The sequence below is a fragment of the Streptomyces sp. NPDC054783 genome (genome assembly GCF_053611725.1).
Genome location: NZ_JBSHAY010000002.1, coordinates 15,054 through 39,890, shown reverse-complemented (window position 1 = coordinate 39,890; position 24,837 = coordinate 15,054). Strand labels below are relative to the sequence as shown.

Here is a 24,837-nt window from a genome sequence, read left to right as displayed (position 1 = left end):
TCTCGGGGATCCCGGGCTCAGCTCCAGACGTTCCCCTGGTTCTGCCCGTGCGCCCCGTGCTGCCCCATGCCGAACTGGGCGGCGAGGCCCTGCCCGATGACCGCGTTCTGCGGCGGGAGCAGCTCGCTGGGCTGGACCAGCGCGAACCCGGAGCCCATGAAGCTCAGCTCCCAGCCCTCACCGGTGTTGCCACGCCGGCGCCACACGCCGGAGGAATGCGTCTGGGCCTGCATCTGCACGCGCAGCCCGGTGGACCAGGCGACGATCGCGTCCGCGTCGCAGTTGACGTACTTGTCCGGCGTGACCTGCATCAGCAGCGGCCCGCCCGAGGTCATCAGGGCGACCTTGCCGCGCCCGGTGATGTTCAGCTGGTACTTCCCGGATCCGGAGATGCCGTAGAGGCTGTCGACGGCGACGACCTCGTAGTGCAACGAGGAGTCCATGGCGAGGACGTAGGAGCTGTCGACGGTCAGCCCGTCCTGCTCGACGTCCATGATGTGCACGTGCTGGGCCAGGTTGGCGAGATACACCGTGCCCTGTCCGTGACAGCGCATCAGGTCCAGGCCCTCGCCGGTGTACGCACGCGCGCGTGCCTGGTTGTTGTTCTGGTACTCGGCGTCGAACTCCATCAGCCCCTGGTAGGCGACCATGGTGCCCTTGCGGGCGAGGATGTCGTCGTGGCCCTCCAGGGTGACGCGGAGCAGCTGCGCGTTCTGCAGGCTCCAACGCTCCTGTGTCTGGAGGTCGTTGTGCGCGAAAAGCGGGCTCTGCATGGCTTACTGACTCCCCCTCAGCCCCGGATCCGGATGCGGTCGGTGCTGTCCTCGCTGGGCTGGACGACGACGATGCCCTGGCCGGAGAAGGCCATCTGGTAGGCCTCACCGCTGCCCCGGCCGATCAGCGACTGCGCCTTGAAGCTGCGCTTGCCCTTCACCCTCAGGTTCGGCGACCAGGCGACGAGCGCGTCCGGGTCGACGTAGGTCTCGTCCTCGCCGCCGCCGCAGTCGACGACGATCGGCTTGCCCCGGGAGGTCAGCGCGACCCAGCCCTGCCCGGAGATCTTCGTGTTCCACAGGCCCTGCCCGGCGAACTTCGCGAGCCCCTTGACCCGTTCCACGCCCCAGGTGAGGTGGGCGTCGAAGGCCAGCAGGTTGGTGGCGTTGACGGAGATGCCGTCGCCGTTGAGGTTGATCACGACGACGTTGGCGCCGTAGTCGGCGAGGTAGAGCAGGCCGTCGCCGGTGCACTTCATCAGGGGCGCGCCCTCGCCGGTGATCCAGTCGCGGGCGATCTGGCGGACGGCCGGCGGGTTGGGCTCGTACTGGATGAAGCCTTCGTAGGCGACCATCGAGCCCACGCGCGCGAGGAGGTCGTTTCCGGTCTGCATGGCGACCTTCAGCATGTGGCTGCCGTGGTTCTCCATGCGGGCGGTGACGGGTGCGGGAGCGTAGCCCGCGAGCGGCTGGTTCATGACGGGCTCCCTCTAGACCTCGTACGGCTGGACGACGATGAAGTTGCCGGGCGCGCCCCGGAACTGGAGGTTGACGCTCTCGCCCGTGTCGCCCGGGTAGGCGTTGCGGCGCATGCGGACCTGGCTGGAGACGATCACCTGGGAGGCGGCCGACCAGGCGACGACCGCGTTGCAGTCGGCGAAGGTGGTCGGCGTGACCGGCAGGACCACGGGTGTGCCGTGCGTCTTGACGACGATCGTGCCGCTGCCCTGGAACTGCATGGTGAACAGGGCGCCGCCGGGGATGCCGTGGCCCTCGATGCGGCGGACCTCGTACTGCAGGCTCTCGTCGAAGGCGAGGACGTTCTCGGCGGACACGCAGATCGCGTCGCCCTGCAGCTCGACGGGGTGCACATGGGTGGCGTTCTCGGCGAGGAACACCTGGCCGTTGCCGGTGCAGCGCATCAGCTGCATCTCCTGGCCGGTGGCGTTGCCGACGATCCGCCCGGCGAATCCGGCGCCCTTGTAGCTGAAGTCGACCTTGCCCTGGTAGAGCACCATGCTGCCCTGCCGGGCCAGCACCGGCTGCCCGCCGATACCGAGGTCGACGCGGACGAGCTTCTTGTTCTGCTGTGTCCAGCGCTGCCCGGTCGGCGTCTCCTTGAACGCCTGGAGCGCGGCCGTCACACCGGCACCGGCCTGCGGGGCGCCCTGCGGCACCCCGTAGCCGCCGGGCTGCTGGCCCGGGACCTGCCCGTATCCCGGGGGCATGGGCGCGGCGGGCTGGCCGCCGTAGGAGGGCGGCTGCTGGCCGTAGCCGGGGGGCATCGGCGCGCCGGGCTGGCCGCCGTAGGACGGCTGCTGGGGCGGCTGGCCGTACGGCTGTTGCTGGGGCTGTCCGTACGGCGCGGGGGCCGGGGCGGGCGGCGGTACGGTGCCGCCGACGGGCGAAGCCAGGGGGGCGATGACCGTCGGCGCGCCGTGCACGTTCGGCGCGGGGGCCGGCGCCGGAGGCGGAGGCGGGGTGTGGCCCATCGGGGTCTGGCCGGGCGGCGTGAAGCCCTGCGGCGGTGCGGCTCCGGGCGACGAAGTGAAGCCCTGGGCGGGAGTTGCTCCGGGCGGCGGGGCGAAACCCTGAGCGGCGGGCTGCGGCGCAGGGGCCGGGGCGGGCGCGGGGGCGGGCGGGGCGGCGAACGGAGGCGGGGTCGTGGCCTGGGAGGGCGGGGCGAAGCCGGGGGCGGCGCCGGTCTGCGGCTGCTGCGGGGCGGCGGGCGCCTCCTCCTCCAGCACCTCGCCGCCGAAGTTCTTCAGCAGCGCCTCCAGTCCGCCGTCGAAGCCCTGTCCGACGGCGGCGAACCGCCACACGTCCTTCAGGTAGATGTCGCCGAGCATCACGGCCCGCTCGGTGGAGAACTCCGCACCGTTGAAGGAGTACCGCGCGACCTCCTCGCCACCCGCCACGATGCGCAGGTAGCCCGGAGCGACCTGCGACATCTGCCCGGTGCCGTCGATGGTCGCCGTGAAGGACAGCTTGCGGATCTGCGACGGGATGCGGTCCAGCGTGACCCGGAACGACTCCGTGTCGCCCGCCTGGGCACCCAGCAGCTGGATGGACTCCTCCGGGGACTTCGGCTGGTTGAAGAAGACGAAGTACCGGTCGTCGGAGAGGCGCTCGTCGGCGTCCAGACCGAAGCAGCTGATGTCGAAGGTCAGCCCGGGGCCGGAGATCTGCACGCCTACGTACAGATCCGTGCCCGTCGTCAGGTCACTGATCCTGGCCTTGTGGCCGCGTTGGAATTCCCTGGCCATGCGTAACGACCGTCCCCCATCCCGAATGTGAGTGCGTCGCGCCAGGCTAACGGCAAAGTCCGACAACGCACGCAGCCGGTACAGACCCGGTACACAACCGCGCCCGGAGGAGGACGGACGGCGCCCGGCTCACTCCCCGTGCGCCCCGGGCACGTACGGCAGCCGTTCCGCGGCGACCACCCCTTCGAGGTAGCCGCGGGCCCTCTCGGTGCGCGGGTACGCCTCCAGCAGCCGCCAGAAGTCCGGGCCGTGACCGGGGACCAGCAGATGGGCCAGCTCATGGCAGAGGACGTAGTCGACGACGTACTCGGGCATCCCCTGCAGCCGGTGCGAGAGCCGGATGCTGCCCTCGGCCGGGGTGCACGAACCCCAGCGCGTGTTCTGGTTGGTGACCCAGCGTACGGAGGCGGGTCGCGCCCGGCCGTCGAAGTACTGGGCCGACAGCCGCGCGGCACGCTCGGCGAGCTCGGCGTCGCCGAGCACCCGCCTGCTCTCCTGGGCGGCGAGTTTGTCGAGCATGACGGTGATCCAGCGCTGTTCCTCCGCCTTCGACATCCGGGCGGGGATCAGTACGACGGTGCGATCGCCCTCGCGGTACGCGGAGACCGTCCGGCGGCGCCGGTTGCTCCTGCGGACCTCGATCGCGCTCGCCCCCGAGCCGCCGGGCGGCTGGCTCGTCGTGCTGCGCTGTGGCTTTCCGGCGCGGTGCAGTGGGTCGGCGGGCACGCCCCGACGTTACCCGCTGGGCGTGGCCGAAGTCCCGGCTCCGGAACGGTTCGATGCCGATCCCCCACCATGCGTTTGATTCCTATGATTCCTATGACTGATCCGCACATCCGGTTTACGAGACTCCGCACGTCCGTTTCCTCACACCTTGCCCGACCGTCTTATATGACGAACACCCCCAACCTGTGGATAACTCTCAGCGCCGGACCGACGGGCAGGGCATGCTGGCAGGCGTCGGGAGAACGTGACCGGTTCCACCGGCGACGCGATGTTCGGGACGCTTTCCACGGATACGGGGGCCAGTCATGCATCCGGTGATGAAACCCGCGCTGCGGCGCGGCTGGCGTGATCGCGAGACCGTGCAGTTCGGGATGACCCCGGCGCACGCGCAGACACTGGGACCGATGGACCCGGCGACCCGCGACTTCCTGGATCTGCTCAACGGCACCCGCGGGCTGCCGCTGCTCCGCGAGGAGGGCCGCCGCATGCGGCTCCCGGCCGGCCGTGTCGACACCCTGCTGGAACGGCTGACCCGCACGGGCCTGGTCGACGACGCGCGCGGCGGCGGCCCCGCCGCCGACGCACTGCGCGCGAGGACGGACGTCCTGCGGCGGCTGCGCCCCGACCTCGCCGCGCTGTCCCTGACCACGGCCGAGCCCGGCGGCGCGCTCGCCCGGCTCGCCGCCCGACGTGCACTGCGGGTACAGGTGCGGGGCGCCGGACGGGTCGGCGCGCCGCTCGCGTCGGCGCTCTCGGCCGCAGGGGTCGGCGAGATCGACGTGCGCGACGTGGGACGCGTGGAGCCGTGGGACGTGGCGCCGGGCGGGCTGCCCGCCGAGTCGCTCGGCCAGCGCCGGGAGACCGCGGCGCGCGCCGCCGTGCGCCGCGCGGCACCCGACCGCCCACCCCGCCGCACCCACGCCCCCGGATCCGGCATCCAGGACCCCGGGCTCTCCCTGGTGATCCTCACCCCCCGGGACGACGTCGCCGTCCACGCACCGGACCCGGCCGAAGCCGAGCCGCTGATGACCTCCGGGACACCCCACCTGTACGCGGGCGTCGTCGAGGGCACAGGGGTCGTCGGACCGCTCGTCCTGCCCGGCGAGTCGGGCTGCGCCCGCTGTCTGCACCTCGACCGCGGCGACCGGGACCCGGCCTGGCCGCGGCTGACCGCTCAGTGGCGGTGCGCCAGGGCCCGCCGGATCGAGGCCTGCGATCTGACGCTGGCCACGGCGGTCGCCGGACTGGCCGCGGCGCACGCGCTCGCCTTCCTCGACGGGGAGTCGCCGTCCAGCACGGGCACCCGCTGGGAGGTGTCCACACCCGGCCTGAACTGGCACGCCCGACCGGTCCGGCCGCATGCGGCATGCGGGTGCGGCGCTGCGGACAGACCTAAAGAGGAGCACTCCTCAACCGGCGGCGAAGCGCGCGCGACAATGGCGGTGCAACGGCCGTCGACGGAGCGCCGACGCAAGGCAGGCGCGACGCGGCCGACTGGGACTTGGAGGGCGCATGTCTGATCTTCCCCGGAAGGCGGTCACCCGTACCGCCAAGCTCGCCGCGCTCCCGCTCGGCTTCGCCGGCCGGGCGACCTGGGGGCTGGGCAAGCGGATCGTGGGCGAGTCCGCGGAGATCGTCGGCCGGGAACTGCAACAGCGGACGGCGGAGCAGCTGTTCAAGGTGCTGGGCGAGCTGAAGGGCGGTGCGATGAAGTTCGGGCAGGCCCTGTCCGTCTTCGAGTCCGCGCTGCCCGAGGAGATCGCCGGTCCCTACCGCGCCGCGCTGACCAAGCTCCAGGAGGCGGCGCCGCCGATGCCGACCCGCACGGTGCACGCGGTGCTCGAGCAGCGGCTCGGTCCGGACTGGCGTGATCTGTTCGAGGAGTTCGAGGACAAGCCCGCGGCGGCGGCCTCGATCGGCCAGGTGCACCGGGCGGTGTGGCACGACGGCCGCGAAGTGGCGGTCAAGGTGCAGTACCCGGGCGCCGGCGAGGCCCTGCTCTCCGATCTCGGCCAACTGAGCCGTTTCGCCCGCCTCTTGGGACCGCTGATTCCCGGCATGGACATCAAGCCGCTGATCGCGGAGCTGAGAGACCGCGTCTCCGAGGAGCTGGACTACGCGCTGGAGGCACAGGCCCAGACCGTTCACGCGGAGGAGTTCGCGGACGACCCGGACGTGGTGGTCCCGGCGGTGGTGCACCAGTGCGACCAGGTCCTGGTGACCGAGTGGATCGATGGCATCCCGCTGTCGGAGGTGATCTCGGACGGCACCCCGGAGCAGCGCAACCGCGCCGGTCAGCTCCTGGCCCGGTTCCTCTTCTCGGGCCCAGCCCGCACCGGCCTGCTGCACGCCGACCCGCATCCCGGCAACTTCCGGCTGCTGCCCGGCGGCCCGGCCGGCGAGGACGACTGGCGCCTGGGCGTCCTGGACTTCGGCACGGTCGACCGGCTGCCCGGCGGTCTGCCGACACCGATCGGCATCTCGCTCCGCATGACGCTGGACGGCGAGGCCGAGCCGGTCTACGAGCTCCTCTGCGAGGAAGGATTCGTGAAGGAGTCCATAGAGCTGGACCCCGACGCGGTCCTCGACTACCTGCTGCCGATCATCGAGCCGGCCCGGGTCGAGGCGTTCGCCTTCAACCGCACCTGGATGCGCAACCAGGCCGCCCGCATCGCCGACCCCCGTTCCCCCGCCTACCAGCTGGGCAAGCGGCTCAACCTGCCGCCCGCCTATCTGCTGATCCACCGAGTGACCCTGAGCACCATCGGCGTCCTGTGCCAACTCAGCGCCACGGTACGGCTCCGCGAGGAACTGGAGGAGTGGCTGCCGGGGTTCGTCCCCGACATCCCCGAGGACGAACTGGTGGACGACGAGCTGACGGATGACGAACTGGCGGATGACGAACTGTGCGAGGAGGAGCCTGCGGCGGAGGCGTGATCCGGGCTGCCCGGAATCGGGTGGCCGGCGTTGCTTGAAAGTGGGGCGGGAGGGGGGTGGGGGGAGGGGGGAAGGGCCCCGAGAAGCGGCTCACCACCAGGACGAGTCCAGCCGCCCCTCGATCGCCCTCAGGTTCTCCCTGGAGCAGATGTCGCAGAAGTACTGGCGGACGCCGTTCTCCACGGAGCAGGTCCAGGTGGCCGGCGGGGGGCCGTCGGCGGGGGCCCCGCAGCGGGCGCACACGAGCACGCGGTGCTCCGGGGTGGAGCCGCCCTGATCAGGTTCTCCGGGAAGACTCGTCACCTGGCGACGATAACTCCGCAGGCGGCGGATCGCCGCGCAACGCACCGCGGGGGCCGGTCCGTTCGGCCGGACCGGCCCCCACTCGAGAAGGCTTCGCCTCCCAGGGCCGGGAGGCCACCGCTTCTGCAGGTGTGATCGCTACTGCATGACCGCCATGGCGAGCGCGCGGCGGGCGCGCCGCGAGGCTCGCTCGGCCCGGCGCTGCATCCGCTGGGCGACCGCCAGGCGCACGGCCTGGCGTTCCCGCACGGCGTGATGGAGTCGCTCGTGCATATGCGCACGAGCCAGGGCTTCTTGCATGAGTTGCATCTCTCGGGTCCTGTTCTGGCGCGCTTCGGTCGCACCAATGGTGGTGACGTCTGGAGTCGCGGAGCCTGCGGGCTCGCTGGTGGACGGCTTCATCGGGGCCTGCTTCTTGGGGTCGTGCGTGAGGGGACGGTCGATCGTTCCTGCGGTGTTCATGCCGTGACCGGGTTCTTCCGCGGGCGACCACGCGGCCGCTTCCGGGCGACGACGACACCCTGGACGAACAGCTCGCCACCCCAGACGCCCCAGGGCTCACGCCGCTCCTTGGCGCCGGCGAGGCAGGCCTCGATCAGCGGGCAGGTGCGGCAGAGGGACTTGGCGTACTCGACGTCCGCCGGCGACTCGGCGAAGAAGACCTCCGGGTCGTAGGAGCGGCAGGGGACGGGTACGCCGAGGTTCTCGATGGCGTCGTCGAGCGCGGTGAGCGCGGTGAGGGGGGTCAAGGTGGAGTCCTCCGTGAGGCCGGGCGGGGGGATCGTTTGCGAAGGCGGTACGGACGGGGCGTGCGCTTCGAGTTGCACGGTTGGTCTTCCTCGTCTGGTCGGTCCGGCCGGTTGACCGGGTGTCGGCTTGGTACCGGGTTCTTTTCTTGTCCCGAGGCCCCTTCGTTCCGTCGTCCCCGATTCGGGGAAAACAGAAGGGCCGCGGATCCCGGATGGGGTTCCGCGGCCCTGAAGGCGCCGGCCTGATCGGATCAGGCTGGATCACTCCAGGGTTCTGGCCCACGGAAGGCCCACATCAGGTGGTGCTGCGTCGTCTGCTTCCGGAATCCGGCACCGGCCGCCGCAAAGGCATAGGCCTGTGCCTGTGCCGCTACCGCTTCCAGTGCCTTGGTCGGTCGCTCATTGCGCTCACGGACGGGAAGGCCCGCGGGAGCGTGGGAGGACGCCGGACGGTCGGCACGAATGCCGGACAGACCGGTGCCCTGGTGGGAGGCGCCGAGCATGCACAGGGAGGCGGTCGAGCGATCGGTCAGTTTGGCCGTGCCGGTGGTGCTGCTGTTGATGCTGATCACTGGACTCGCCTCCTCTCGGCGTCTCATGGGACTGGGGTGAACCAGTCCGTTCGGATATGCAAGTACATCACGGAGCAGGGCCCTTCGAGAAGGCCGCTGCTTCCGTGCCTAGAACCTATGGGGATTGCCGGGGCATGCGCAAACTATTTTTTCGACGAGTTCGTATCAGTCGTCCTCGTCGCCTTCTCCGGCCTCGTGGCCTGCGCAGATGGCCAGAACGTCGGTTCCGTAGCTGCGCAGCTTGCGGCTGAGGACACCGGGGATGCGGGAGAGTTCGGCGGGACTCTCGGGCCGTGCCTCGGCGATGGCCATCAGGGTGCGGTCGGTGAAGACGCAGAAGTCCGGCTGTCCGCTGCGTTCGGCCTGGACGGCCCGCCATTCCCGCAGCCGTTCGTAGAGCGCTTCGTCCATGTCCGAGGGGCAGTCCTCACAGCGCATCAGCTTCATCTCGCCCGCCTCGGTGAGCGTGCGGCCGCAGACCCGGCAGCGGGCGGGGGTGCGCTGGGTACGCCGGGGCGCGGCGATGGTGCCGGTGGTGGTCCCGCGCTCGATGCCTCCGGTGACGGTGGCGCCGCTGTGGCCGACGGTCGATGTGGTGCCTGGGCGCAGTCCGTCCAGGAAGTGGCTGGGTCTGCGGTTGGGGCGGGTGCCGGGTGACCGGGACAGCGCCCAGGAAAGATGGAGCCGTTCCCGCGCTCGGGTGACGCCGACGTAGAGCAGCCGGCGTTCCTCCTCGATCTGCTCGTCGGTCTTGGCGTACGTGATCGGCAGCATGCCCTCGGCGATGCCGACCAGGAAGACGACGTCCCACTCCAGGCCCTTGGCGGCATGCAGGGAGGCGAGGGTGACGCCCTGGACGGTGGGGGCGTGCTGGGCGCCCGCCCGCTCGTCGAGTTCCGTCACGAAGTCGCCGAGGGTGGCGCCGGGTCTGGCTGCGGCGAGGTCGTGGGCGAGGCTGACCAGGGCGGCGAGGGACTCCCAGCGCTCTCTGACGGCGCCGGAGCCGGCCGGGGGCTCGGTGGTCCAGCCCTCTCCGGACAGGACGGCGCGCACCTGTGAGGGCAGGTCGACGGCGTCGTCCAGCAGGGAGTCGTTGCCGCCGAAGCGGGCCGCGCCGCGCAGGGCGATGCCGGCCTTGCGCACCTCGGGCCGGTCGAAGAAGCGCTCGGCGCCGCGCAGCTGGTAGGGGACGCCGACGTCGGCGAGGGCCTGCTCGTAGGTCTCGGACTGGGCGTTCGTACGGAACAGGACGGCGATCTCGGCGGCCGGGACGCCCGCGTCGATCAGCTCGCGGATGCGGCGGGCGGCGCCTTCGGCCTCGGCCGGCTCGTCGGTGTACTCGGTGTAGACGGGCTCGGGGCCGGGGGCCCGCTGGGAGACCAGTTCCAGCCGGTGGTCGGCGGCGCGGCCGCGGGCCTGGGCGAGGAGGCCGTTGGCGAGGTGGACCACCTGGGGGGTGGAGCGGTAGTCGCGGACGAGTTTGACGACGGTGGCGCCGGGGTGCCGGGTACGGAAGTCGAGGAGGTGGTCGGGTGTTGCTCCCGTGAACGAGTAGATGGTCTGGCTGGCGTCGCCGACGACGCACAGGGTGTCGCGCTCGCCGAGCCAGAGCTCCAGCAGTCGCTGCTGCAGCGGGCTGACGTCCTGGTACTCGTCGACGACGAAGTGCTGGTACTGGGCGCGGACCTGTTCGGCGATGTCGTGCCGATCCTGGAGGATGGCGACGGTCAGCAGCAGGACGTCCTCGAAGTCGATCACGGCGCGGTCGCGCTTGAGGTCTTCGTAGGCGGCGTAGAGGTGGGCGATCTCGGTGGGATCGCGGGGGGTGTCGCGGCCGGCCTTCGCGGCCGCGTACGGGTAGTCGGCGGGGATGGTCTGGGTGACCTTGGACCATTCGATCTCGGCGGTGACGTCCCGCAGCTCGCCCCGGTCGAGCCGGGTGCCCAGGCTTGCGGCCGCGTCGGCGACGAGCTGGATCTTGCGGTCGACGAGCCGGGGCATGCCGCCACCGATCGCTTTCGGCCAGAAGTACTGGAGCTGACGGAGGGCGGCGGAGTGGAAGGTGCGGGCCTGGACGCCGTGGGCGCCGAGCTGGCGGAGCCGGCCGCGCATCTCTCCGGCGGCGCGGTTGGTGAAGGTGACGGCTAGCACGCTGGAGGGCTGGAGGATGCCGGCGCGTACGCCGTAGGCGATGCGGTGCGTGATCGCCCGTGTCTTGCCCGTGCCCGCTCCGGCAAGGACGCACACCGGGCCGTGCAGGGCGGTGGCCACCGCGCGCTGCTCGGGATCGAGCCCTTCGAGCACCGCGTCGGCCGAGTCCGGTGTCTGCGGGAAAAGGGTGGAGTGCGTTGCTGCTGTCACACCGCCATGCTGCCAGGTCGCCTGGGACTGCCGTGCCGGTTGTCCACAGGCGGGCGCAGATAGTCGTACGAATGCGGCAGGTGTCACAGCGGCCTGTGGATACTCTCGCGCGAAGGCCCCGGGCGGGCCGGCCTCGGGCGGACTCCACGGGTGGCACACCGGACGGATACCCCGGGTGGGAATGGCCGGTGGCTCGCGTACGTTCTTCCCCTGGACGATTTTCCGAGCTGCCTGAGGAGCGCGAGAGACATGCAGGGCACTGTGACGATGTACAGCACGACTTGGTGCGGCTACTGCCGGCGGCTGAAGAGCCAGCTGGACCGGGAGGGCATCGCCTACACCGAGATCAACATCGAGCAGGACCCCGAGTCCGCCGCTTTCGTGGAGAAGGCGAATGGCGGAAACCAGACGGTGCCGACCGTGCTCTTCGGGGACGGCACGACGCTGACGAACCCGTCGCTCGCCCAGGTGAAGCAGAAGCTCGCCGCGTGACGCTCCGCGGGTTTCCGCGGTGACCGCAACAGGGCGGCCCCCGAGAGATCGGTGGCCGCCCTGCTGTGTCTGGGAAGAAGCGCTGGGTCTCAGACGAAGCTGCGGGTCGGCAGCGGCTTGCCGTACCACATCTCGATCAGGCGGGCCGCGATGGAGATCCCGTAGGGCGGCAACACCTCGCCGGACTCGAAGGCGTCGTGCAGTTCCTCGCGGGAGAACCAGCGGGCCTCGTGGATCTCGTCGCCGTCGACGTCGATCTCGGTCGAGGTGGCGCGGGCCATGAAGCCGAGCATCAGGCTGGACGGGAAGGGCCAGGGCTGGCTGGCCACGTACTCCACGGGGCCGACGGTGATGCCGACCTCCTCGGACACCTCGCGGCGCACCGCCTGCTCGATGGACTCGCCGGGTTCGACGAATCCGGCGAGCGTGGAGAAGCGGCCCTCGGGCCAGTGGACCTGGCGGCCGAGCAGAATGCGGTCGTCCGCGTCGGTCACGGCCATGATCACGGCCGGGTCGGTGCGCGGGTAGTGCTCGGCGCCGCAGGCCGGGCAGCGGCGGATGTGACCGGCGGCGGCGATGACCGTGCGCTCGCCACAGCGGGAACAGAAGCGGTGGGTGCGCTGCCAGTTCTCCAGACCGACCGCGTGCACCATCAGCCCGGTGTCGCGCGGCGAGAGAAGCAGCCCGGCCTCCCGCAGCCCGGCGGGGCGTGCGGACTGGTCGATACGGCCGGGCAGCGCGTCCTTCTGGAGCGCGAAGTAGCTGACGCCGTCCTCGTCGATGCCGAGGAAGTAACGGTGTGCCTCGGTGAGCGGGGCCTCGAAGGAGGGCGTCATGACGAGCTCGGTCCGGCCGTCCGGGGTCTCGTCGATGAGCACCTGGCCGCCGGAGACCACGAAGCAGCGGGTCGTGGGGTGGCTCCACGCCGCCGCGAGCCAGGCCTCGTCGAGCCGGTGGTGGGCGGCGCGGTCGATGCCGCTCGGTGCGGTCAGCGAGATGGGTCGATCGGCTGTGTCGTCGGTCCAGGTGGTCACGGGTGCTTCCAACTCCCCCAGTGCAGCGGTTCGTTCGGCGGGCGGTTCGGCGGGACGTGGGCGGGAGGGCACCGGGCCGGACGTGGGTGGGACGGGCGGGCGGTTCTTCCAGTGTGCCCCGCGCGCGATGCCCTCCCGTACGGCACCGGCCGGTCAGGGCGTGGGACGCCAGTGCTCGGCCAGGTCACCCCACAGGTAGGCGCTGGTCTCGACGCCCTTGAGGAGGAGGTCCAGCTCGACCTTTTCGTTCGGGGCGTGCCAGCCGTCGGAGGGGACGGAGATGCCCAGGAAGAGCACGGGAGCGCCGAGGACCTCCTGCAGGTCGGCGGCGGGTCCGGAGCCGCCCTCGCGGGTGAAGCGGACCGGCTTCTCGAAGGCGCGGCCCATGGCGCGGACCACGGACTGCAGCGCGGGGTGGTCGAGCGGGGTCAGGCACGGGCGCGTGGCCGAGCCGAAGACGATCTCGTACCGGATCCCGGCGGGCACCTGCGTTTCGGCCCAGGCGCGGACGGCCTTCTCGAGGTGGTCGACGTCCTGGCCGGCGACCAGCCTGAAGGACAGCTTCACCATGGCCGAGGACGGGATGATCGTCTTGCTGCCGGGGCCCTGGTAGCCGCCGCCGATGCCGTTGACCTCGGCGGTCGGGCGGGCCCAGATGCGTTCGAGGGTGCTGTAGCCGGCCTCGCCGTGGGTGGCGCGGGACTTGGCGGTGTCCAGCCAGCGCTCCTCGTCGAAGGGCAGCTCGGCGAAGAGTTCGCGCTCGCGGTCGGTCAGCTCCACGATGCCGTCGTAGAAGCCGGGGATCGCCACGCGCGCGTGCTCGTCGTGCAGGGCGGCGACCAGACGGGCGGCGACGGTGGCCGGGTTGGGTACGGCGCCGCCGAAGGAGCCGGAGTGGATGTCCTGGTCGGGGCCGTACAACCGGATCTCGCACTCGGCGAGGCCGCGCATGCCGGTGCACACGGTCGGGGTGTCCTCGGCCCACATGCCGGTGTCGGAGACGATCACGGCGTCGGCGGCGAGCCGTCCCGCGTGCTCCTCGACCAGGGCCCGGAAGTGCGGGGAGCCGGACTCCTCCTCGCCCTCGATCAGCAGCTTCAGGTTGACCGCCGGGGCGGTGCGGCCGGTGGCGGCGAGGTGGGCGCGGACGCCGAGTGTGTGGAAGAACACCTGGCCCTTGTCGTCGGCCGCCCCGCGGGCGTAGAGGCGGTTTCCACGGACGACCGGCTCGAAGGGGTCGCTGTCCCAGCCGTCCTCGCGGGCGGCGGGCTGCACGTCGTGGTGGCCGTAGACGAGGACGGTGGGCGCCTCGGGGTCACCGGAGGGCCACTCGGCGAAGACGGCCGGGGCGCCGGGGGTCTGCCAGACCTCGGCGGTCGGGAAGCCGGTCTCCTTGAGCTTGGCGGCGAGCCAGTCGGCGCTGCGCCGTACGTCGGGCGCGTGGTCGGGCTGGGCCGACACGGAGGGGATGCGCAGCCATGCCGCGAGGTCGTCGAGGAAGGTGGCGCGGTGCTGCTCGATGTACGTGCGGACGGCGCTGTCCGGGGTCTGGCTCATGCTCACGAGCCTATCGGCCCGCCCCGACATCCTCGGCGGGCGGTTCGTCACACTCAGGTTGCCTGGTGTGCCGTTTCGGAGTCTTCCGCGAGGAGCCGCTCCAGGGCGGCCCGGTCCGGCAGGTCCGGCGGCTGTACGACCTCGCCGGTGCGCACGTACAGGAAGGCGGCCGTGACCGACTCGGGCGGCACGCCCTGCTGCTCGGCCCAGGCCAGCCGGTACACGGCGAGCTGGAGCGGGTCGGCGGTGCGGGTGCGGCTGGTCTTCCAGTCGACGATCTCGTACGTCGCCCCGTCACCGTCGCCGTGCTTGTAGACCGCGTCGATGCGGCCTCGTACGACGTGGCCGGCGAGGGTGAGCTGGAAGGGAGCCTCGACCCGGTAGGGGGTGCGCCGGGCGTACTCGGTGCGTTCGAAGGCCGCTTTCAGGGCTTCCAGGTCCTGTTCGTCGGCGATCTCGGCGTCGCTGCCGGGCAGCTCGTCGGGTTCCAGCAGGGGCAGCGTCAGTTCCTCGAAGCGGGCTTCTACCCAGGCGTGGAACCGGATGCCCCGGCGCGCGGCCGGTTGCGGAGGGCGTGGCATGGGGCGCGCGAGTTCCTGCGCGAGCCCGTCCGGGTCCTCTGCCAGGCGCAGCAGCTGGGAGGCGGTGAGCGTGGCGGGCAGCGGGACGTCGGTGACGGTCCGGCGGGCGCGCAGCAGCTCGCCGGTGAGCGCGTCCAGGTCCCGGTCCCAGGAGGCGATGGTGCGGGCCTCCTCCGGGGTGAGGTCGGGGTGGGGCAGCGGCTCGGCGGGGCGGGGGCGGTGCGGCGGGGCGGGTGCCTGGTGCGGGACCGTGGGCCGGCCGGCGCTCCGGGCGTACCGGTCGGTGTTCCAGGCGTACCGGTCGGCGGGGTCGTCCGGGCCGGGGGCGGTCGCGTCGTACGGCGCTTCCTCCTCGCCGAAGGCGGCCGCGGCGCCGAAGGTGTCCTCCTCGTGGGGGAAGTCCGCGCCGCGCTCGCTGTACGGCATGCCCTCGTCGAACTCGTCGTGCTCCTCGTACGGGAAGCCATCGTCGTACGGGACGTCCCCTTCGTGCTCGTCGTACGGCTCCTCGCCGTAGGGGTCGTCGTCCGGGGGCGACGGCCAGTCGGGGTCGTCGAGGGCGGCGGGGTCGTGGGCCGCCTGCGGGTGGGTGGCGTCCTGGGCCGCGAGGGCGTCCAGGTGGGCGAGGACGATCTCGGCGGCCGCGCGGCGGCGGGCCAGGGCGGCGGCGTCCAGCGGGAGCGGCCACACCTGATCGGCGCCGGCCGTGTGCAGGGCGGGATTCTCCGCGTCCTCGGCGGGCTCCTCGGCCCAGGCCTCGATCTCGCCGTGTCCGGCGGCGCAGTGGTCGTGCAGGGCCTGGAGGAAGTCGGAGGGGCCGCGTGGCTTCTTCTGGCTGGGGCCCCACCAGTGGCCGGAACCGAGCAGGAGGGAGCGGGGGCGGGTGAAGGTGACGTAGCCGAGGCGGAGCTCCTCGGTGTGCTGGTGGTCCTTCATGGACTCGTGGAAGGCCTTCAGCCCGCGCGCGTCCCAGCTGTCGACGTCGGGCAGGGTGTCGGTGTCGCCGCGCAGTGCGTGCGGCACCACCTTGGCCTGCGCCGTCCACTTCTCGCGGCCCTGTGCACTGGGGAAGGTGCCCTTGACCAGTCCGGGGACGGCAACGACGTCCCACTCCAGGCCCTTGGACTTGTGGGCGGTGAGCACCTTGACGGTGTTCTCACCGCCGGGCAGGGCGTTGTCGAGGCCCTTCTCGTACTGGGCGGCGGTGCGCAGGAAGCCGAGGAAGGCGAGCAGAGTGGCCTCGCCGTCGCTCGCCGCGAAGGACGCGGCGACGTCCAGGAAGTTGGACAGGGTCTCGCGGCGGCGGGCCGCCAGGGCGTGCGGGGATGCCGACAGTTCCACCTCCAGGCCGGTGACGGCGAGCACGCGGTGCAGGACGTCCATCAGCGGGTCGGACAGCGAGCGGCGCAGCTCGCGCAGTTCGGCGGCCAGACGCGCGAAGCGCACGCGCGCGTCCGGCGAGAACGGCAGCCCGACGTCATCGGCCTCAGCGTCCATGGGCGCTTCGAGGAACGTGTCGAGGGCGTCCGCGAGCGATATCACCTCGGCCGGGTCGACCCCTTCGACGGCGGCGGCGAGGCGGCGGTCGGGGTCGTCGCCGTCGTCCACGCGCGCGTGGGCGACCAGCAGGCGGGCGCGGCGGCCCAGCAGGGCGAGGTCGCGGGGGCCGATGCGCCAGCGCGGGCCGGTCAGCAGGCGCACCAGGGAGGCGTTGGCGCCGGGGTCCTGCAGAACCTCGCAGACGGCCACGAGGTCGGCGACCTCGGGCAGATGCAGCAGGCCGGACAGGCCGACCACCTCGACGGGGACGTCCCGCGCGACGAGGGCGCCCTGGATCTCGGCGAAGTCGGTCGCCGTGCGGCACAGTACGGCGATTTCGCCGGGGGCGGTGCCGGTGTGCACGAGGTGGGCGATCGAGCCGGCGATCCAGTCGATCTCCTCGGCGTGGGTGGGCAGCAGTGCGCAGCGGACCACGCCGTCGTGCTCGGCGCCGGGGGCCGCGCGCAGGGCCTCCACGCCCGCGTGCATGGCGCGCAGCGGCTCGGCGAGCCCGTTGGCTAGGTCGAGGAGGCGGCCGCCGCTGCGGCGGTTCTCGCTGAGGGCCTGCCGGGTGGCGGGGCGGCCGTCGGCGTGCGCGAAGTGCGCGGGGAAGTCGTCCAGGTTGGCGACGGAGGCGCCGCGCCAGCCGTAGATGGCCTGGCAGGGGTCGCCGACCGCGGTCACGGGATGGCCCGTGCCGTCACCGAACAGGCCTGCCAGCAGGACGCGTTGGGCCACGGAGGTGTCCTGGTACTCGTCCAGGAGCACCACGTGGAACTCCTCGCGCAGCAGCCGGCCCACCTCGGGGATGCGGGCGAGGCGGGCCGACAGGGCGATCTGGTCGCCGAAGTCGAGCAGGTCGCGTTCGCGTTTGGCCGTCCGGTAGCGGCGGACGAGGTCGGCGAGTTCGCGGCGGGCGGCGGCCGTCTCGGGGATTTTGCGCAGGTCGGCGTTGGTGAGCTTGGCGTTCTGGAGGGTGCGCAGCAGGTCCGCGTCCCAGGAGCGCAGTTCCTCGGGGTCGACGAGGTGTTCGGCGAGTTCGGAGTCGAGGGTGAGCAGGTCGCTGACGAGGTCGGCGAAGGAGCGGGTCAGCGCGGGGTAGGGGCCGGGAGCCTCGCGCAGCACGCGCGCGGCGAGCTGGTAGCGGGTGGCGTCCGCGAGCAGCCGGGAGGTGGGCTCCAGGCCGAGGCGCAGGCCGTGGTCGGTGAGGAGGCGGCCGGCGAAGGCGTGGTAGGTGGAGATCACCGGTTCACCGGGCGGGTTGTCGGGGTCGACGACATCGGGGTCGGTGACGCCGGCCCTGATCAGTGCCTTGCGGACGCGTTCGGCCAGCTCGCCGGCGGCCTTGTTGGTGAAGGTCAGGCCGAGGACCTGTTCAGGGGCGACCTGGCCGGTGCCGACCAGCCAGACCACGCGGGCGGCCATCACGGTGGTCTTGCCCGACCCGGCTCCGGCCACGATCACCTGCGGGGCGGGCGGCGCGGTGATGCAGGCCGTCTGCTCCGGGGTGAACGGGATGCCGAGGAGCTCTTTGAGCTGCTCGGGGTCGCTGATACGGGCGGGCATGTCGGAAAAGGCTAGCGGCGGACACTGACAGTCGAGCCCGGATCGGCCGTCCGGGGAGGAAGAAGCGCAGGTCAGCTCCTGTGGTGCCGTGCGTCACTCCGGCATCTCCCGGTGGACTCCGGCCCCTTTCCGGTGAACTCCGGCACCTCCCGGTGGCTCACTCGACCACGTGCCGCCCCTCGGGCCGCGCGCTGCACGATGCGCGGAAGGCGCAGTGCGTGCAGTGCTGGCCGGTGTTCGGCGCGAACCGCTCGTCCAGGACCTTGCCGGCGGCCGCGGCCAGCAGATCGCCGACCCACTGCCCCGACAGCGGCTCCTGGCCCTGCGTCTTGGGCAGGCCGTCGCCTCCGTCGCGCTTGGCGGCGCCCTGCCTGAGGTGCACCAGTTCCGCGCCGCCGGGTTCGGGACGTACGCCGTCGAAGACCTCGTCGACGGCGCCTTCGTGGACGGCGAGCTGGTAGACGGCGAGCTGAGGGTGGCGGGCCACCTCGGCGGCGCTGGGCGCCTGCTTGCCGGTCTTGAAGTCGACCACGTAGGCGCGGCCCTCGGTGTCCGTCTCCACACGGTCCATCTGGCCGCGGATGCGGACCTGGTAGTCGCCCGCTTCGAGGGTGACGTCGAAGTCCTGCTCACTCGCCACCGGGGTGCGCCCGGTGCGATCCAGCACATGCCAGTTCAGGAAGCGTTCGAGCGCCACGCGCGCGTTGTCCTTCTCCTGCTGCGACTTCCAGGGCGCGTCAAAGGCGAGCGCGTTCCACACCGAGTCCAGGCGTTCCATGAGGACGTCGAGGTCGGCCGGGGTACGGCCGGAGGCGACCTCGTCGGCGAGGACGTGGACGACGTTGCCGAAGCCCTGTGCGGTGGTGGCCGGGGCGTCGGCCTTCACCTCGCGGCCCAGGAACCACTGGAGGGCGCAGGTGTTCGCGAGCTGGTCCAGGGCGCTGCCGGAGAGCACGACGGGCCGGTCGCGGTGGCGCAGCGGCACCTTGCTCTCCGTCGGGTCGTACATGCCCCACCAGCGGTAGGGGTGCGCGGACGGCACCAGCGGGCGGCCGTCCTCGTCGGCGAGGGCGGCGAGCCGGGCCAGGCGGCGCGCGGCGGCCTCCCGCAGGACGGCGGACACGCGCGGGTCGACCGTGGTGGCGCGCAGCTCGGCGACGAGCGCGGCCACGGACAGCGGACGGCGGGGGCGGCCGGTGACGTCCTTCGGCTCCACGCCGAGCTCGGTCAGGAAGCGGGACGGCTGGTCGCCGTCGTCGGCCGGTGCCTTCACCGCGGTGACGACGAGGCGGTCACGCGCACGCGTGGCGGCCACGTAGAACAGCCTGCGCTCCTCGGCGAGCAGTGCGCCCGGGGTGAGCGGTTCGGCGAGTCCGTCGCGGCCGATGCGGTCGGCTTCCAGGAGGGAGCCGCGGCGGCGCAGGTCGGGCCACAGGCCTTCCTGGACACCGGCGACGACGACCAGCCGCCACTGCAGGCCCTTGGCGCGGTGCGCGGTCATCAGGCGTACGGCGTCGGGGCGTACCGCGCGGCGCGTGAGCGTGTCGGCAGCGATGTCCTCGGCCTCGGTCTCCTCCAGGAAGTTCAGCGCGCCCCGGCCTCCGGTGCGCTCCTCCGCGCGCGCGGCGGTGGCGAACAGCGCGCACACGGCGTCCAGGTCCCGGTCGGCGTTGCGGCCGGCCGCGCCGCCGCGCCGGGCGGCCCGCTCCAGGCGCGCGGGCCACGGAGTGCCCTCCCACAGGTCCCACAGCGTCTCCTCGGCCGTGCCGCCGCTTGCGAGCCGTTCACGGGCCTTGCGGAGCAGCGCGCCGAGGCGCTGCGCCCCGCGCGCGTACGCCGGGTCGTGCACGGCCAGGCGCTCGGGTTCGGCGAGCGCCCGCGCGAGCAGTACGTCGGAGGGGGGCGGCAGCGGGTTGCCGGCCGCCCGCTCCTCCTCGCGCAGGGCACGGCCGAGGCGGCGCAGGTCGGCCGGGTCCATGCCGGCGAGGGGTGAGGCGAGCAGGGTGAGCGCGGTCTCGGTGTCGAGCCAGGGGATGTCAGGAGTGTCTTCTCGGACTTCGTCGGGGGCCGGTGGGCTCTTCGGGCCGAGTGCGGTGGCGTCCTCCTCTCGGCCGTGTGCCTCCGCCGTGGCCACCGCGCGCAGGGCCGTCAGCAGCGGGGCCACCGCCGGCTCGTGGCGAAGAGGCAGGTCGTCGCCGTCGATGTCCAGCGGGACGCCGGCCGCGGTGAGGGCGCGGCGGAGGGTGGGCAAGGTGCGGGAGCCGGCCCGGACCAGGACGGCCATGTCGCTCCAGGCGGTGCCGTCCTCCAGGTGCGCGCGGCGCAGGATGTCCGCGATGTTGTCCAGTTCCGTACCTGCTGTCGGGTATGTGTAGACCTCGACGCGGCCCCCGTCCCGTACCGCGGCCGGCTCCCGGTGGGCGCGGACCTTGTCGGCGGGCAGCCGGGGCAACGGCATGCGCTGGGTGATCAGCCGGGTGGCGGCGAGCAGGGCGGCGCCACAGCGGCGGGAGGTGCGCAGCACCTCGACGGGGGCGGGGCGGCCGTCCGCGCGCGGGAAGGCCGCCGGGAAGTCGAGGATGCCGTTCACGTCCGCGCCCCGGAAGGCGTAGATCGACTGGTCGGGGTCGCCGAAGGCAAGCAGCGTGCGGCCGTCGGCCAGCGCGTGCAGAAGCCGCACCTGGGCGGGGTCGGTGTCCTGGTACTCGTCGACGTACACGGCGTCGTACTGGGCGGCGAGCCGTGCGGCGGTCTCGGGGCGGTGGGCGAGCAGGACCGCGCGGTGGACCAGTTCCGCGTAGTCGATCACGCCCTGCATGTCGAGCACGTCCAGGTACTCGGCGAGGAACGCGGCCGCGGCGCGCCAGTCGGGGCGGCCGATACGGCGCGCGAAGGCGTCCAGTGCGTCGGGACCGAGGCCCAGCTCACGGCTGCGGGCGAGGACCGCGCGGACCTCGTCGGCGAAGCCCCGTGTGGTCAGGCAGGCGCGCAGTTCGTCGGGCCAGCGCACGTGCGCCAGTCCGAGCCGCTGCAATTCGGGCTGCCCGGCGAGCAGCTCGCGGACGGTGACGTCCTGTTCCGGGCCGGAGAGCAGTCGCAGCGGGTCGGTGAACAGGCCGCTGTCCTGGTGGGCGCGCACCAGTGCGTAGCAGTACGAGTGGAACGTCGTCGCGCGCGGTGCGCGGGCGGCGCCGATGCGCAGGGCCATGCGGTCGCGCAGGTCGACGGCGGCCTTACGGCTGAACGTCAGCACCAGGATGCGTTCGGGGTCGGCGCCGCGGGCGATCCGCGCGGCCACGGACTCGACGAGGGTGGTGGTCTTGCCGGTGCCGGGACCGGCGAGGACGAGCAGGGGTCCGCTGCGGTGGTCAACCACGGCACGCTGTGCCGCGTCCAGACGAGGGGGGTCGACGGCAGCCGGCGGGGTACGGACCAGTCGGTAAGCGCCACGGCCCCCCTGCCGCACCGGAGGGTGCGACAGGCGCCTGGTGGAGGAAGAGGAGCTCACGTGATTGGCCGGTCCTGGTGTTCGTGCTGGTGGGCGGGCGGTCACGGGCGCGAGGCGGTGGCCGCGGGGTGAGGGGGACGCGTGCAGCCGACGCTACGCCGCCGCTCCGGACGGAAGCAGGGCTTCCGCTTCTTCCCTCGCGGCGCTCGTGCCACTTGCGCCCCACCACCCACGAACGTACGTCATGCCACGGATGTCCCCCAGGTCACCCATTCGTGCCACGGGCTCTCCCCGAGGGCATCGGATGGCGGAAGCTGTCAGGTGTGAGCCACCGCGCCCGCCCCGCCGTCCCATCGGGCCCGCCGCATGTCGATCCGCGGCAGATGCCCCTCGGCGCTCCTGGCCGCCTCCTTCAGCGGGGTGCCCTCCGCGCGGTAGTGGTCCAGCGCGCGCAGTTCGTGGCCGGGCAGCAGCACCCCGTCGGCGCGTACGACGCGCCACCACGGGACGGCGCCTCCGTACAGCGACATCACCCGGCCGACCTGCCGCGGCCCCCCTTCCTCGAGCCACTCGGCGACATCGCCGTACGTCATGACCCGGCCCGGCGGGATCCGCTCGGCGACCTCGAGCACCCGCTCGGCGTACTCGGGCAGCGCGTCCGCGTACTCCTCGGGGGTGTCCTCGGCACGGCTCTGCTCGCTCATTCGCCCCATCCTGCCGCACCCCACCGACAACGCGGCGCGGACCGTGAGGAGCGGCCCTCTCGCCCCCGGACGGCGCTTCCGGCAGACTGTGCGCCCGCGCATCCGCACCCTGATGCCCGCGTGTGCCGGTGGGGCATGCCACCATCGTGCGGGCGGTGACTGGTGATACGAGACCAAGAAGAGAGCATGAAGCAGCAGGGCGTGCACCCCGAAGACGCGGCGGGCACCCCTGACGCCGCCGCGCGCCCCGACACCGCCGGAGGCGCGGGGGACGACGGCACACGCGCGTGTGAGACGCGTGAGAACAGCGCGGCCGACGCAGACGACAGCACCAAGGGAGCGCACGTTCCGGAGAACACCTCTCACGGCCACGGTCCGGGCGCCGGCGACGATTCGCACGCCGAGGCCGTGGAGGGCGACGAACCGCTGCTCCCCGCGCGCGTGCACCGTCCGTCCGACCTCATGCGGCTCATGGTGGGCGTGCTCGCCATCGTGGTGCTGCTCGCGATCGCCGCATTCGCGCACGGCACCACCTCGGGCTTCGAGCAGGACATCAACAAGGGCACCGGCCAGGCCCCCGACCTGCTCATCAAGATCGCGGGTCTGGCCTCCAGCATCGCGATCCTGCTGGTGCCGGTCGCCTTCGCGATCGAGCGGCTGATCAAACGCGACGGGCTGCGCATCGCCGACGGTGTCCTCGCGGCGGTCCTGGCCCACGGGGTGACCCTCGCCACAGACCTTTGGGTCGCGCGGGCCGCACCGGACTCGCTCCAGGAGGCGCTCACCCAGCCGTCCCCGGGCGACATCCACGCCCTGACCGATCCCGTGCACGGCTATCTGGCACCCGTCATCGCCTACATGACGGCCGTCGGCATGTCCCGCAGACCCAGATGGCGCGCGGTGCTGTGGATCGTGCTGCTGCTCGACGCGTTCTCGATGCTGGTCACCGGCTACACGACCCCCTTCTCGATCATCCTGACGGTGCTGATCGGCTGGACCATCGCCTACGGCACGCTGTACGCGGTCGGCTCCCCCAACGTCCGCCCCACCGGGCAGACCCTGATGGCGGGCCTCAGGCACGTCGGCTTCCACCCCGTCAGCGCGGCCCGCGAGGAGGCCGTGGAGACGGAGAACGGCGACCGCGGCCGACGCTACTTCGTCACCCTGGAGGACGGCCCGCCGCTGGACGTCACGGTCGTGGACCGGGAACAGCAGGCCCAGGGCTTCTTCTACCGCGCGTGGCGCAATCTCACCCTGCGCGGCTTCGCCACCCGCTCCAGCCTCCAGTCGCTGCGCCAGGCGCTGGAGCAGGAGGCGCTGCTGGCGTACGCGGCGATCGCGGCGGGCGCCAACGCACCCAAGCTGATCGCCACCGCCGAACTCGGTCCGGACGCCGTCATGCTCGTCTACGAGCACACCGGCGGGCGCACGCTCGACTCGCTGGCCGACGAGGAGATCACCGACGAGCTGCTGCGCAACACCTGGCACCAGGCGCAGGCGCTGCAGTCGCGGCGCATCGCACACCGCAGACTCGCGGGTGACGCGATTCTGGTGGATCGTTCCGGCAGGGTGATCCTGACCGAACTGCGCGGCGGTGAGATCGCGGCCGGCGAGCTGCTGCTGCGCATGGACGTGGCCCAGCTGGTCACGACGCTCGGCCTGCGGGTGGGCGCCGAACGTGCGGTGGCCTCGGCGGTCCGGGTGCTCGGGCCCGACGCGGTCGCCGACTGCCTGCCGCTGCTCCAGCCGATCGCCCTGACCCGCTCCACGCGCGCGACGCTGCGCAAACTGGCCCGGGAACAGGCCCAGCGCGAGCGCGAGGCGGTGCTGGAGGCGTCCCGGCAGGCCAAGCAGGCGCGTCCGGAGGCAGCCGGAGCGGAGGGCGAGGGCACGCAGGCCCTGGGGAAGGCCGCCAAGAAGGCCGTACGCGCCCAGGCGCGGGCCGAGAAGCGTGCCGTCGACGAGGCTCTGGAGGAGGCGCGCGAGGAGGATCTGCTCACCCAGATCCGCCATGAGGTGCTGCGGATCAGGCCGCAGGCGCCGGTGGAGCCGGCCCGGCTGGAGCGGGTGCGGCCGCGCACGCTGATCAGTTTCATCGCCGGTGCGATCGGCGCGTACTTCCTGCTGACGCAGCTCACACACATCGAGTTCGGGCCGCTCGTGGCCAACGCCCAGTGGGGCTGGGTCGTCGCCGCCGTGCTGTTCTCGGCGCTCAGCTATGTCGCGGCGGCGATGCAGCTCCTGGGGTTCGTGCCGGAGCGGGTGCCGTTCCTGCGGGCCGTGGGGGCCCAGGTGGCCGGCTCCTTCGTGAAGATCGTGGCACCGGCCGCGGTCGGCGGTGTGGCCCTCAACACGCGGTATCTGCAGCGTGCGGGGGTCAGGCCGGGGCTCGCGGTGGCGAGCGTGGGCGCCTCGCAGCTGGCCGGGCTCGGCTTCCACATCCTGATGCTGCTGTCCTTCGGCTATCTCACCGGCACCGAGAAAACGCCGTCCCTGTCGCCGTCCCGGACGGTCATCGCGGGTCTGCTGACGGTCGCGGTGCTGGTGCTCGTGGTGACCTCGGTGCCGTTCCTGCGGAAATTCGTCGTCACGCGTGTGCGGTCACTGTTCGCCGGTGTCGTGCCCCGCATGCTCGATGTGCTGCAGCGACCCCAGAAGCTGATCACCGGTATCGGCGGCATCCTGCTGCTGACGTTCTGCTTCGTGATGTGCCTGGACGCCTCCATCCGGGCGTTCGGCGACGGCTCGGCCTCGCTCAGCATCGCCAGCGTCGCCGTGGTCTTCCTCGCCGGCAACGCGCTCGGGTCCGCGGCGCCCACCCCGGGCGGCGTGGGCGCCGTGGAGGCGACCCTGACGGTCGGCCTGATCGCCGTCGGCCTGCCCAAGGAGGTCGCCGCCCCGGCCGTCCTGCTGTACCGCCTGCTGACGCTGTGGCTGCCCGTGCTGCCGGGTTGGCTGGCCTTCAACCAGCTCACCCGCAAGGGAGCCCTGTAGGGAGCCCTACGACGG

General features: G+C 72.4%; 18 protein-coding genes. 4 read left to right on the top strand and 14 right to left on the bottom strand.

The window, feature by feature from the left end:
- Positions 1–17: 17 nt before the first annotated feature.
- From ACWGJ5_RS04475 to ACWGJ5_RS04460, 4 genes are all read right to left on the bottom strand, one after another.
- Positions 18–773: an AIM24 family protein gene (locus ACWGJ5_RS04475; RefSeq protein ID WP_453308312.1), complete on the bottom strand. Its 756-nt coding sequence runs from the start codon at positions 771–773 to the stop codon at positions 18–20.
- Between the two features lie 17 nt (positions 774–790).
- A complete protein-coding gene (locus tag ACWGJ5_RS04470) occupies positions 791–1,471 on the bottom strand; it encodes an AIM24 family protein (RefSeq protein ID WP_453308311.1) in 681 nt (226 codons plus the stop codon).
- A 12-nt stretch (positions 1,472–1,483) separates the two neighbouring features.
- On the bottom strand, positions 1,484–3,259 hold the full coding sequence (locus tag ACWGJ5_RS04465; RefSeq protein ID WP_453308310.1) for a TerD family protein: 1,776 nt from the start codon (positions 3,257–3,259) through the stop codon (positions 1,484–1,486).
- Between the two features lie 129 nt (positions 3,260–3,388).
- Entirely contained in the window at positions 3,389–3,985 is a 597-nt protein-coding gene (locus ACWGJ5_RS04460) for a M48 metallopeptidase family protein (RefSeq protein WP_453308309.1), read from the bottom strand.
- 305 nt (positions 3,986–4,290) lie between these two features.
- On the opposite strand from ACWGJ5_RS04460, the gene ACWGJ5_RS04455 reads away from it, so the two are divergent.
- Together ACWGJ5_RS04455 and ACWGJ5_RS04450 are read left to right on the top strand one after the other, a co-directional pair.
- Positions 4,291–5,505, top strand: a complete 1,215-nt coding sequence (locus ACWGJ5_RS04455; protein WP_453308308.1) for a TOMM precursor leader peptide-binding protein — start codon at positions 4,291–4,293, stop codon at positions 5,503–5,505.
- Positions 5,498–6,922 carry an ABC1 kinase family protein gene (locus tag ACWGJ5_RS04450; protein ID WP_453308307.1) on the top strand — a complete coding sequence of 475 codons (1,425 nt, stop codon included), beginning with the start codon at positions 5,498–5,500 and terminating at the stop codon, positions 6,920–6,922. Before ACWGJ5_RS04455 ends, ACWGJ5_RS04450 begins: the two co-directional genes overlap by 8 nt.
- Before the next feature lie 90 nt (positions 6,923–7,012).
- On the opposite strand, the gene ACWGJ5_RS04445 is transcribed toward ACWGJ5_RS04450, so the two are convergent.
- From ACWGJ5_RS04445 to ACWGJ5_RS04425, 5 genes are all read right to left on the bottom strand, one after another.
- Complete coding sequence (locus ACWGJ5_RS04445) at positions 7,013–7,225, bottom strand: hypothetical protein (protein WP_228623393.1); 213 nt, start codon at positions 7,223–7,225, stop codon at positions 7,013–7,015.
- Positions 7,226–7,363: 138 nt separating this feature from the next.
- Positions 7,364–7,687 carry a hypothetical protein gene (locus tag ACWGJ5_RS04440; RefSeq protein WP_453308306.1) on the bottom strand — a complete coding sequence of 108 codons (324 nt, stop codon included), beginning with the start codon at positions 7,685–7,687 and terminating at the stop codon, positions 7,364–7,366.
- Positions 7,684–8,052, bottom strand: a complete 369-nt coding sequence (locus ACWGJ5_RS04435; protein WP_023546912.1) for a WhiB family transcriptional regulator — start codon at positions 8,050–8,052, stop codon at positions 7,684–7,686. Before ACWGJ5_RS04435 ends, ACWGJ5_RS04440 begins: the two co-directional genes overlap by 4 nt.
- A gap of 173 nt (positions 8,053–8,225) precedes the next feature.
- The gene (locus tag ACWGJ5_RS04430) at positions 8,226–8,546 is read right to left on the bottom strand and encodes a hypothetical protein (RefSeq protein WP_453308305.1); all 321 of its coding nucleotides are present in this window, start codon (positions 8,544–8,546) and stop codon (positions 8,226–8,228) included.
- A 165-nt stretch (positions 8,547–8,711) separates the two neighbouring features.
- Positions 8,712–10,994, bottom strand: a complete 2,283-nt coding sequence (locus ACWGJ5_RS04425) for an ATP-dependent DNA helicase UvrD2 (RefSeq protein ID WP_453308304.1) — start codon at positions 10,992–10,994, stop codon at positions 8,712–8,714.
- Positions 10,995–11,156: 162 nt separating this feature from the next.
- Between ACWGJ5_RS04425 and ACWGJ5_RS04420 the strand changes: the two genes are divergently transcribed.
- Complete coding sequence (locus tag ACWGJ5_RS04420; protein WP_351608420.1) at positions 11,157–11,399, top strand: mycoredoxin; 243 nt, start codon at positions 11,157–11,159, stop codon at positions 11,397–11,399.
- An 89-nt stretch (positions 11,400–11,488) separates the two neighbouring features.
- Here ACWGJ5_RS04420 and nudC read toward each other — a convergent pair whose 3' ends face one another.
- From nudC to ACWGJ5_RS04395, 5 genes are all read right to left on the bottom strand, one after another.
- The gene (gene nudC / locus ACWGJ5_RS04415) at positions 11,489–12,433 is read right to left on the bottom strand and encodes an NAD(+) diphosphatase (protein ID WP_228623388.1); all 945 of its coding nucleotides are present in this window, start codon (positions 12,431–12,433) and stop codon (positions 11,489–11,491) included.
- A gap of 153 nt (positions 12,434–12,586) precedes the next feature.
- Positions 12,587–13,990, bottom strand: a complete 1,404-nt coding sequence (locus ACWGJ5_RS04410) for a dipeptidase (protein WP_453308303.1) — start codon at positions 13,988–13,990, stop codon at positions 12,587–12,589.
- Between the two features lie 53 nt (positions 13,991–14,043).
- A complete protein-coding gene (locus ACWGJ5_RS04405; protein WP_453308302.1) occupies positions 14,044–17,676 on the bottom strand; it encodes a UvrD-helicase domain-containing protein in 3,633 nt (1,210 codons plus the stop codon).
- 157 nt (positions 17,677–17,833) lie between these two features.
- Positions 17,834–21,184: an ATP-dependent helicase gene (locus ACWGJ5_RS04400; RefSeq protein ID WP_453308301.1), complete on the bottom strand. Its 3,351-nt coding sequence runs from the start codon at positions 21,182–21,184 to the stop codon at positions 17,834–17,836.
- 257 nt (positions 21,185–21,441) lie between these two features.
- Positions 21,442–21,828: an MGMT family protein gene (locus ACWGJ5_RS04395; protein WP_453308300.1), complete on the bottom strand. Its 387-nt coding sequence runs from the start codon at positions 21,826–21,828 to the stop codon at positions 21,442–21,444.
- A 186-nt stretch (positions 21,829–22,014) separates the two neighbouring features.
- Between ACWGJ5_RS04395 and ACWGJ5_RS04390 the strand changes: the two genes are divergently transcribed.
- Entirely contained in the window at positions 22,015–24,822 is a 2,808-nt protein-coding gene (locus tag ACWGJ5_RS04390; RefSeq protein ID WP_453308299.1) for a lysylphosphatidylglycerol synthase domain-containing protein, read from the top strand.
- Positions 24,823–24,837: the final 15 nt, after the last annotated feature.

Excerpts from the sequence above, each read along its gene's own strand:
- ACWGJ5_RS04475 (WP_453308312.1), bottom strand. The coding sequence starts at position 773 with ATGCAGAGCCCGCTTTTCGCGCACAACGACCTCCAGACACAGGAGCGT.
- ACWGJ5_RS04470 (WP_453308311.1), bottom strand. The coding sequence starts at position 1,471 with ATGAACCAGCCGCTCGCGGGCTACGCTCCCGCACCCGTCACCGCCCGC.
- ACWGJ5_RS04465 (WP_453308310.1), bottom strand. The coding sequence starts at position 3,259 with ATGGCCAGGGAATTCCAACGCGGCCACAAGGCCAGGATCAGTGACCTG.
- ACWGJ5_RS04455 (WP_453308308.1), top strand. The coding sequence starts at position 4,291 with ATGCATCCGGTGATGAAACCCGCGCTGCGGCGCGGCTGGCGTGATCGC.
- ACWGJ5_RS04450 (WP_453308307.1), top strand. The coding sequence starts at position 5,498 with ATGTCTGATCTTCCCCGGAAGGCGGTCACCCGTACCGCCAAGCTCGCC.
- ACWGJ5_RS04440 (WP_453308306.1), bottom strand. The coding sequence starts at position 7,687 with ATGAACACCGCAGGAACGATCGACCGTCCCCTCACGCACGACCCCAAG.
- ACWGJ5_RS04420 (WP_351608420.1), top strand. The coding sequence starts at position 11,157 with ATGCAGGGCACTGTGACGATGTACAGCACGACTTGGTGCGGCTACTGC.
- ACWGJ5_RS04410 (WP_453308303.1), bottom strand. The coding sequence starts at position 13,990 with ATGAGCCAGACCCCGGACAGCGCCGTCCGCACGTACATCGAGCAGCAC.
- ACWGJ5_RS04405 (WP_453308302.1), bottom strand. The coding sequence starts at position 17,676 with ATGCCCGCCCGTATCAGCGACCCCGAGCAGCTCAAAGAGCTCCTCGGC.
- ACWGJ5_RS04395 (WP_453308300.1), bottom strand. The coding sequence starts at position 21,828 with ATGAGCGAGCAGAGCCGTGCCGAGGACACCCCCGAGGAGTACGCGGAC.
- ACWGJ5_RS04390 (WP_453308299.1), top strand. The coding sequence starts at position 22,015 with ATGAAGCAGCAGGGCGTGCACCCCGAAGACGCGGCGGGCACCCCTGAC.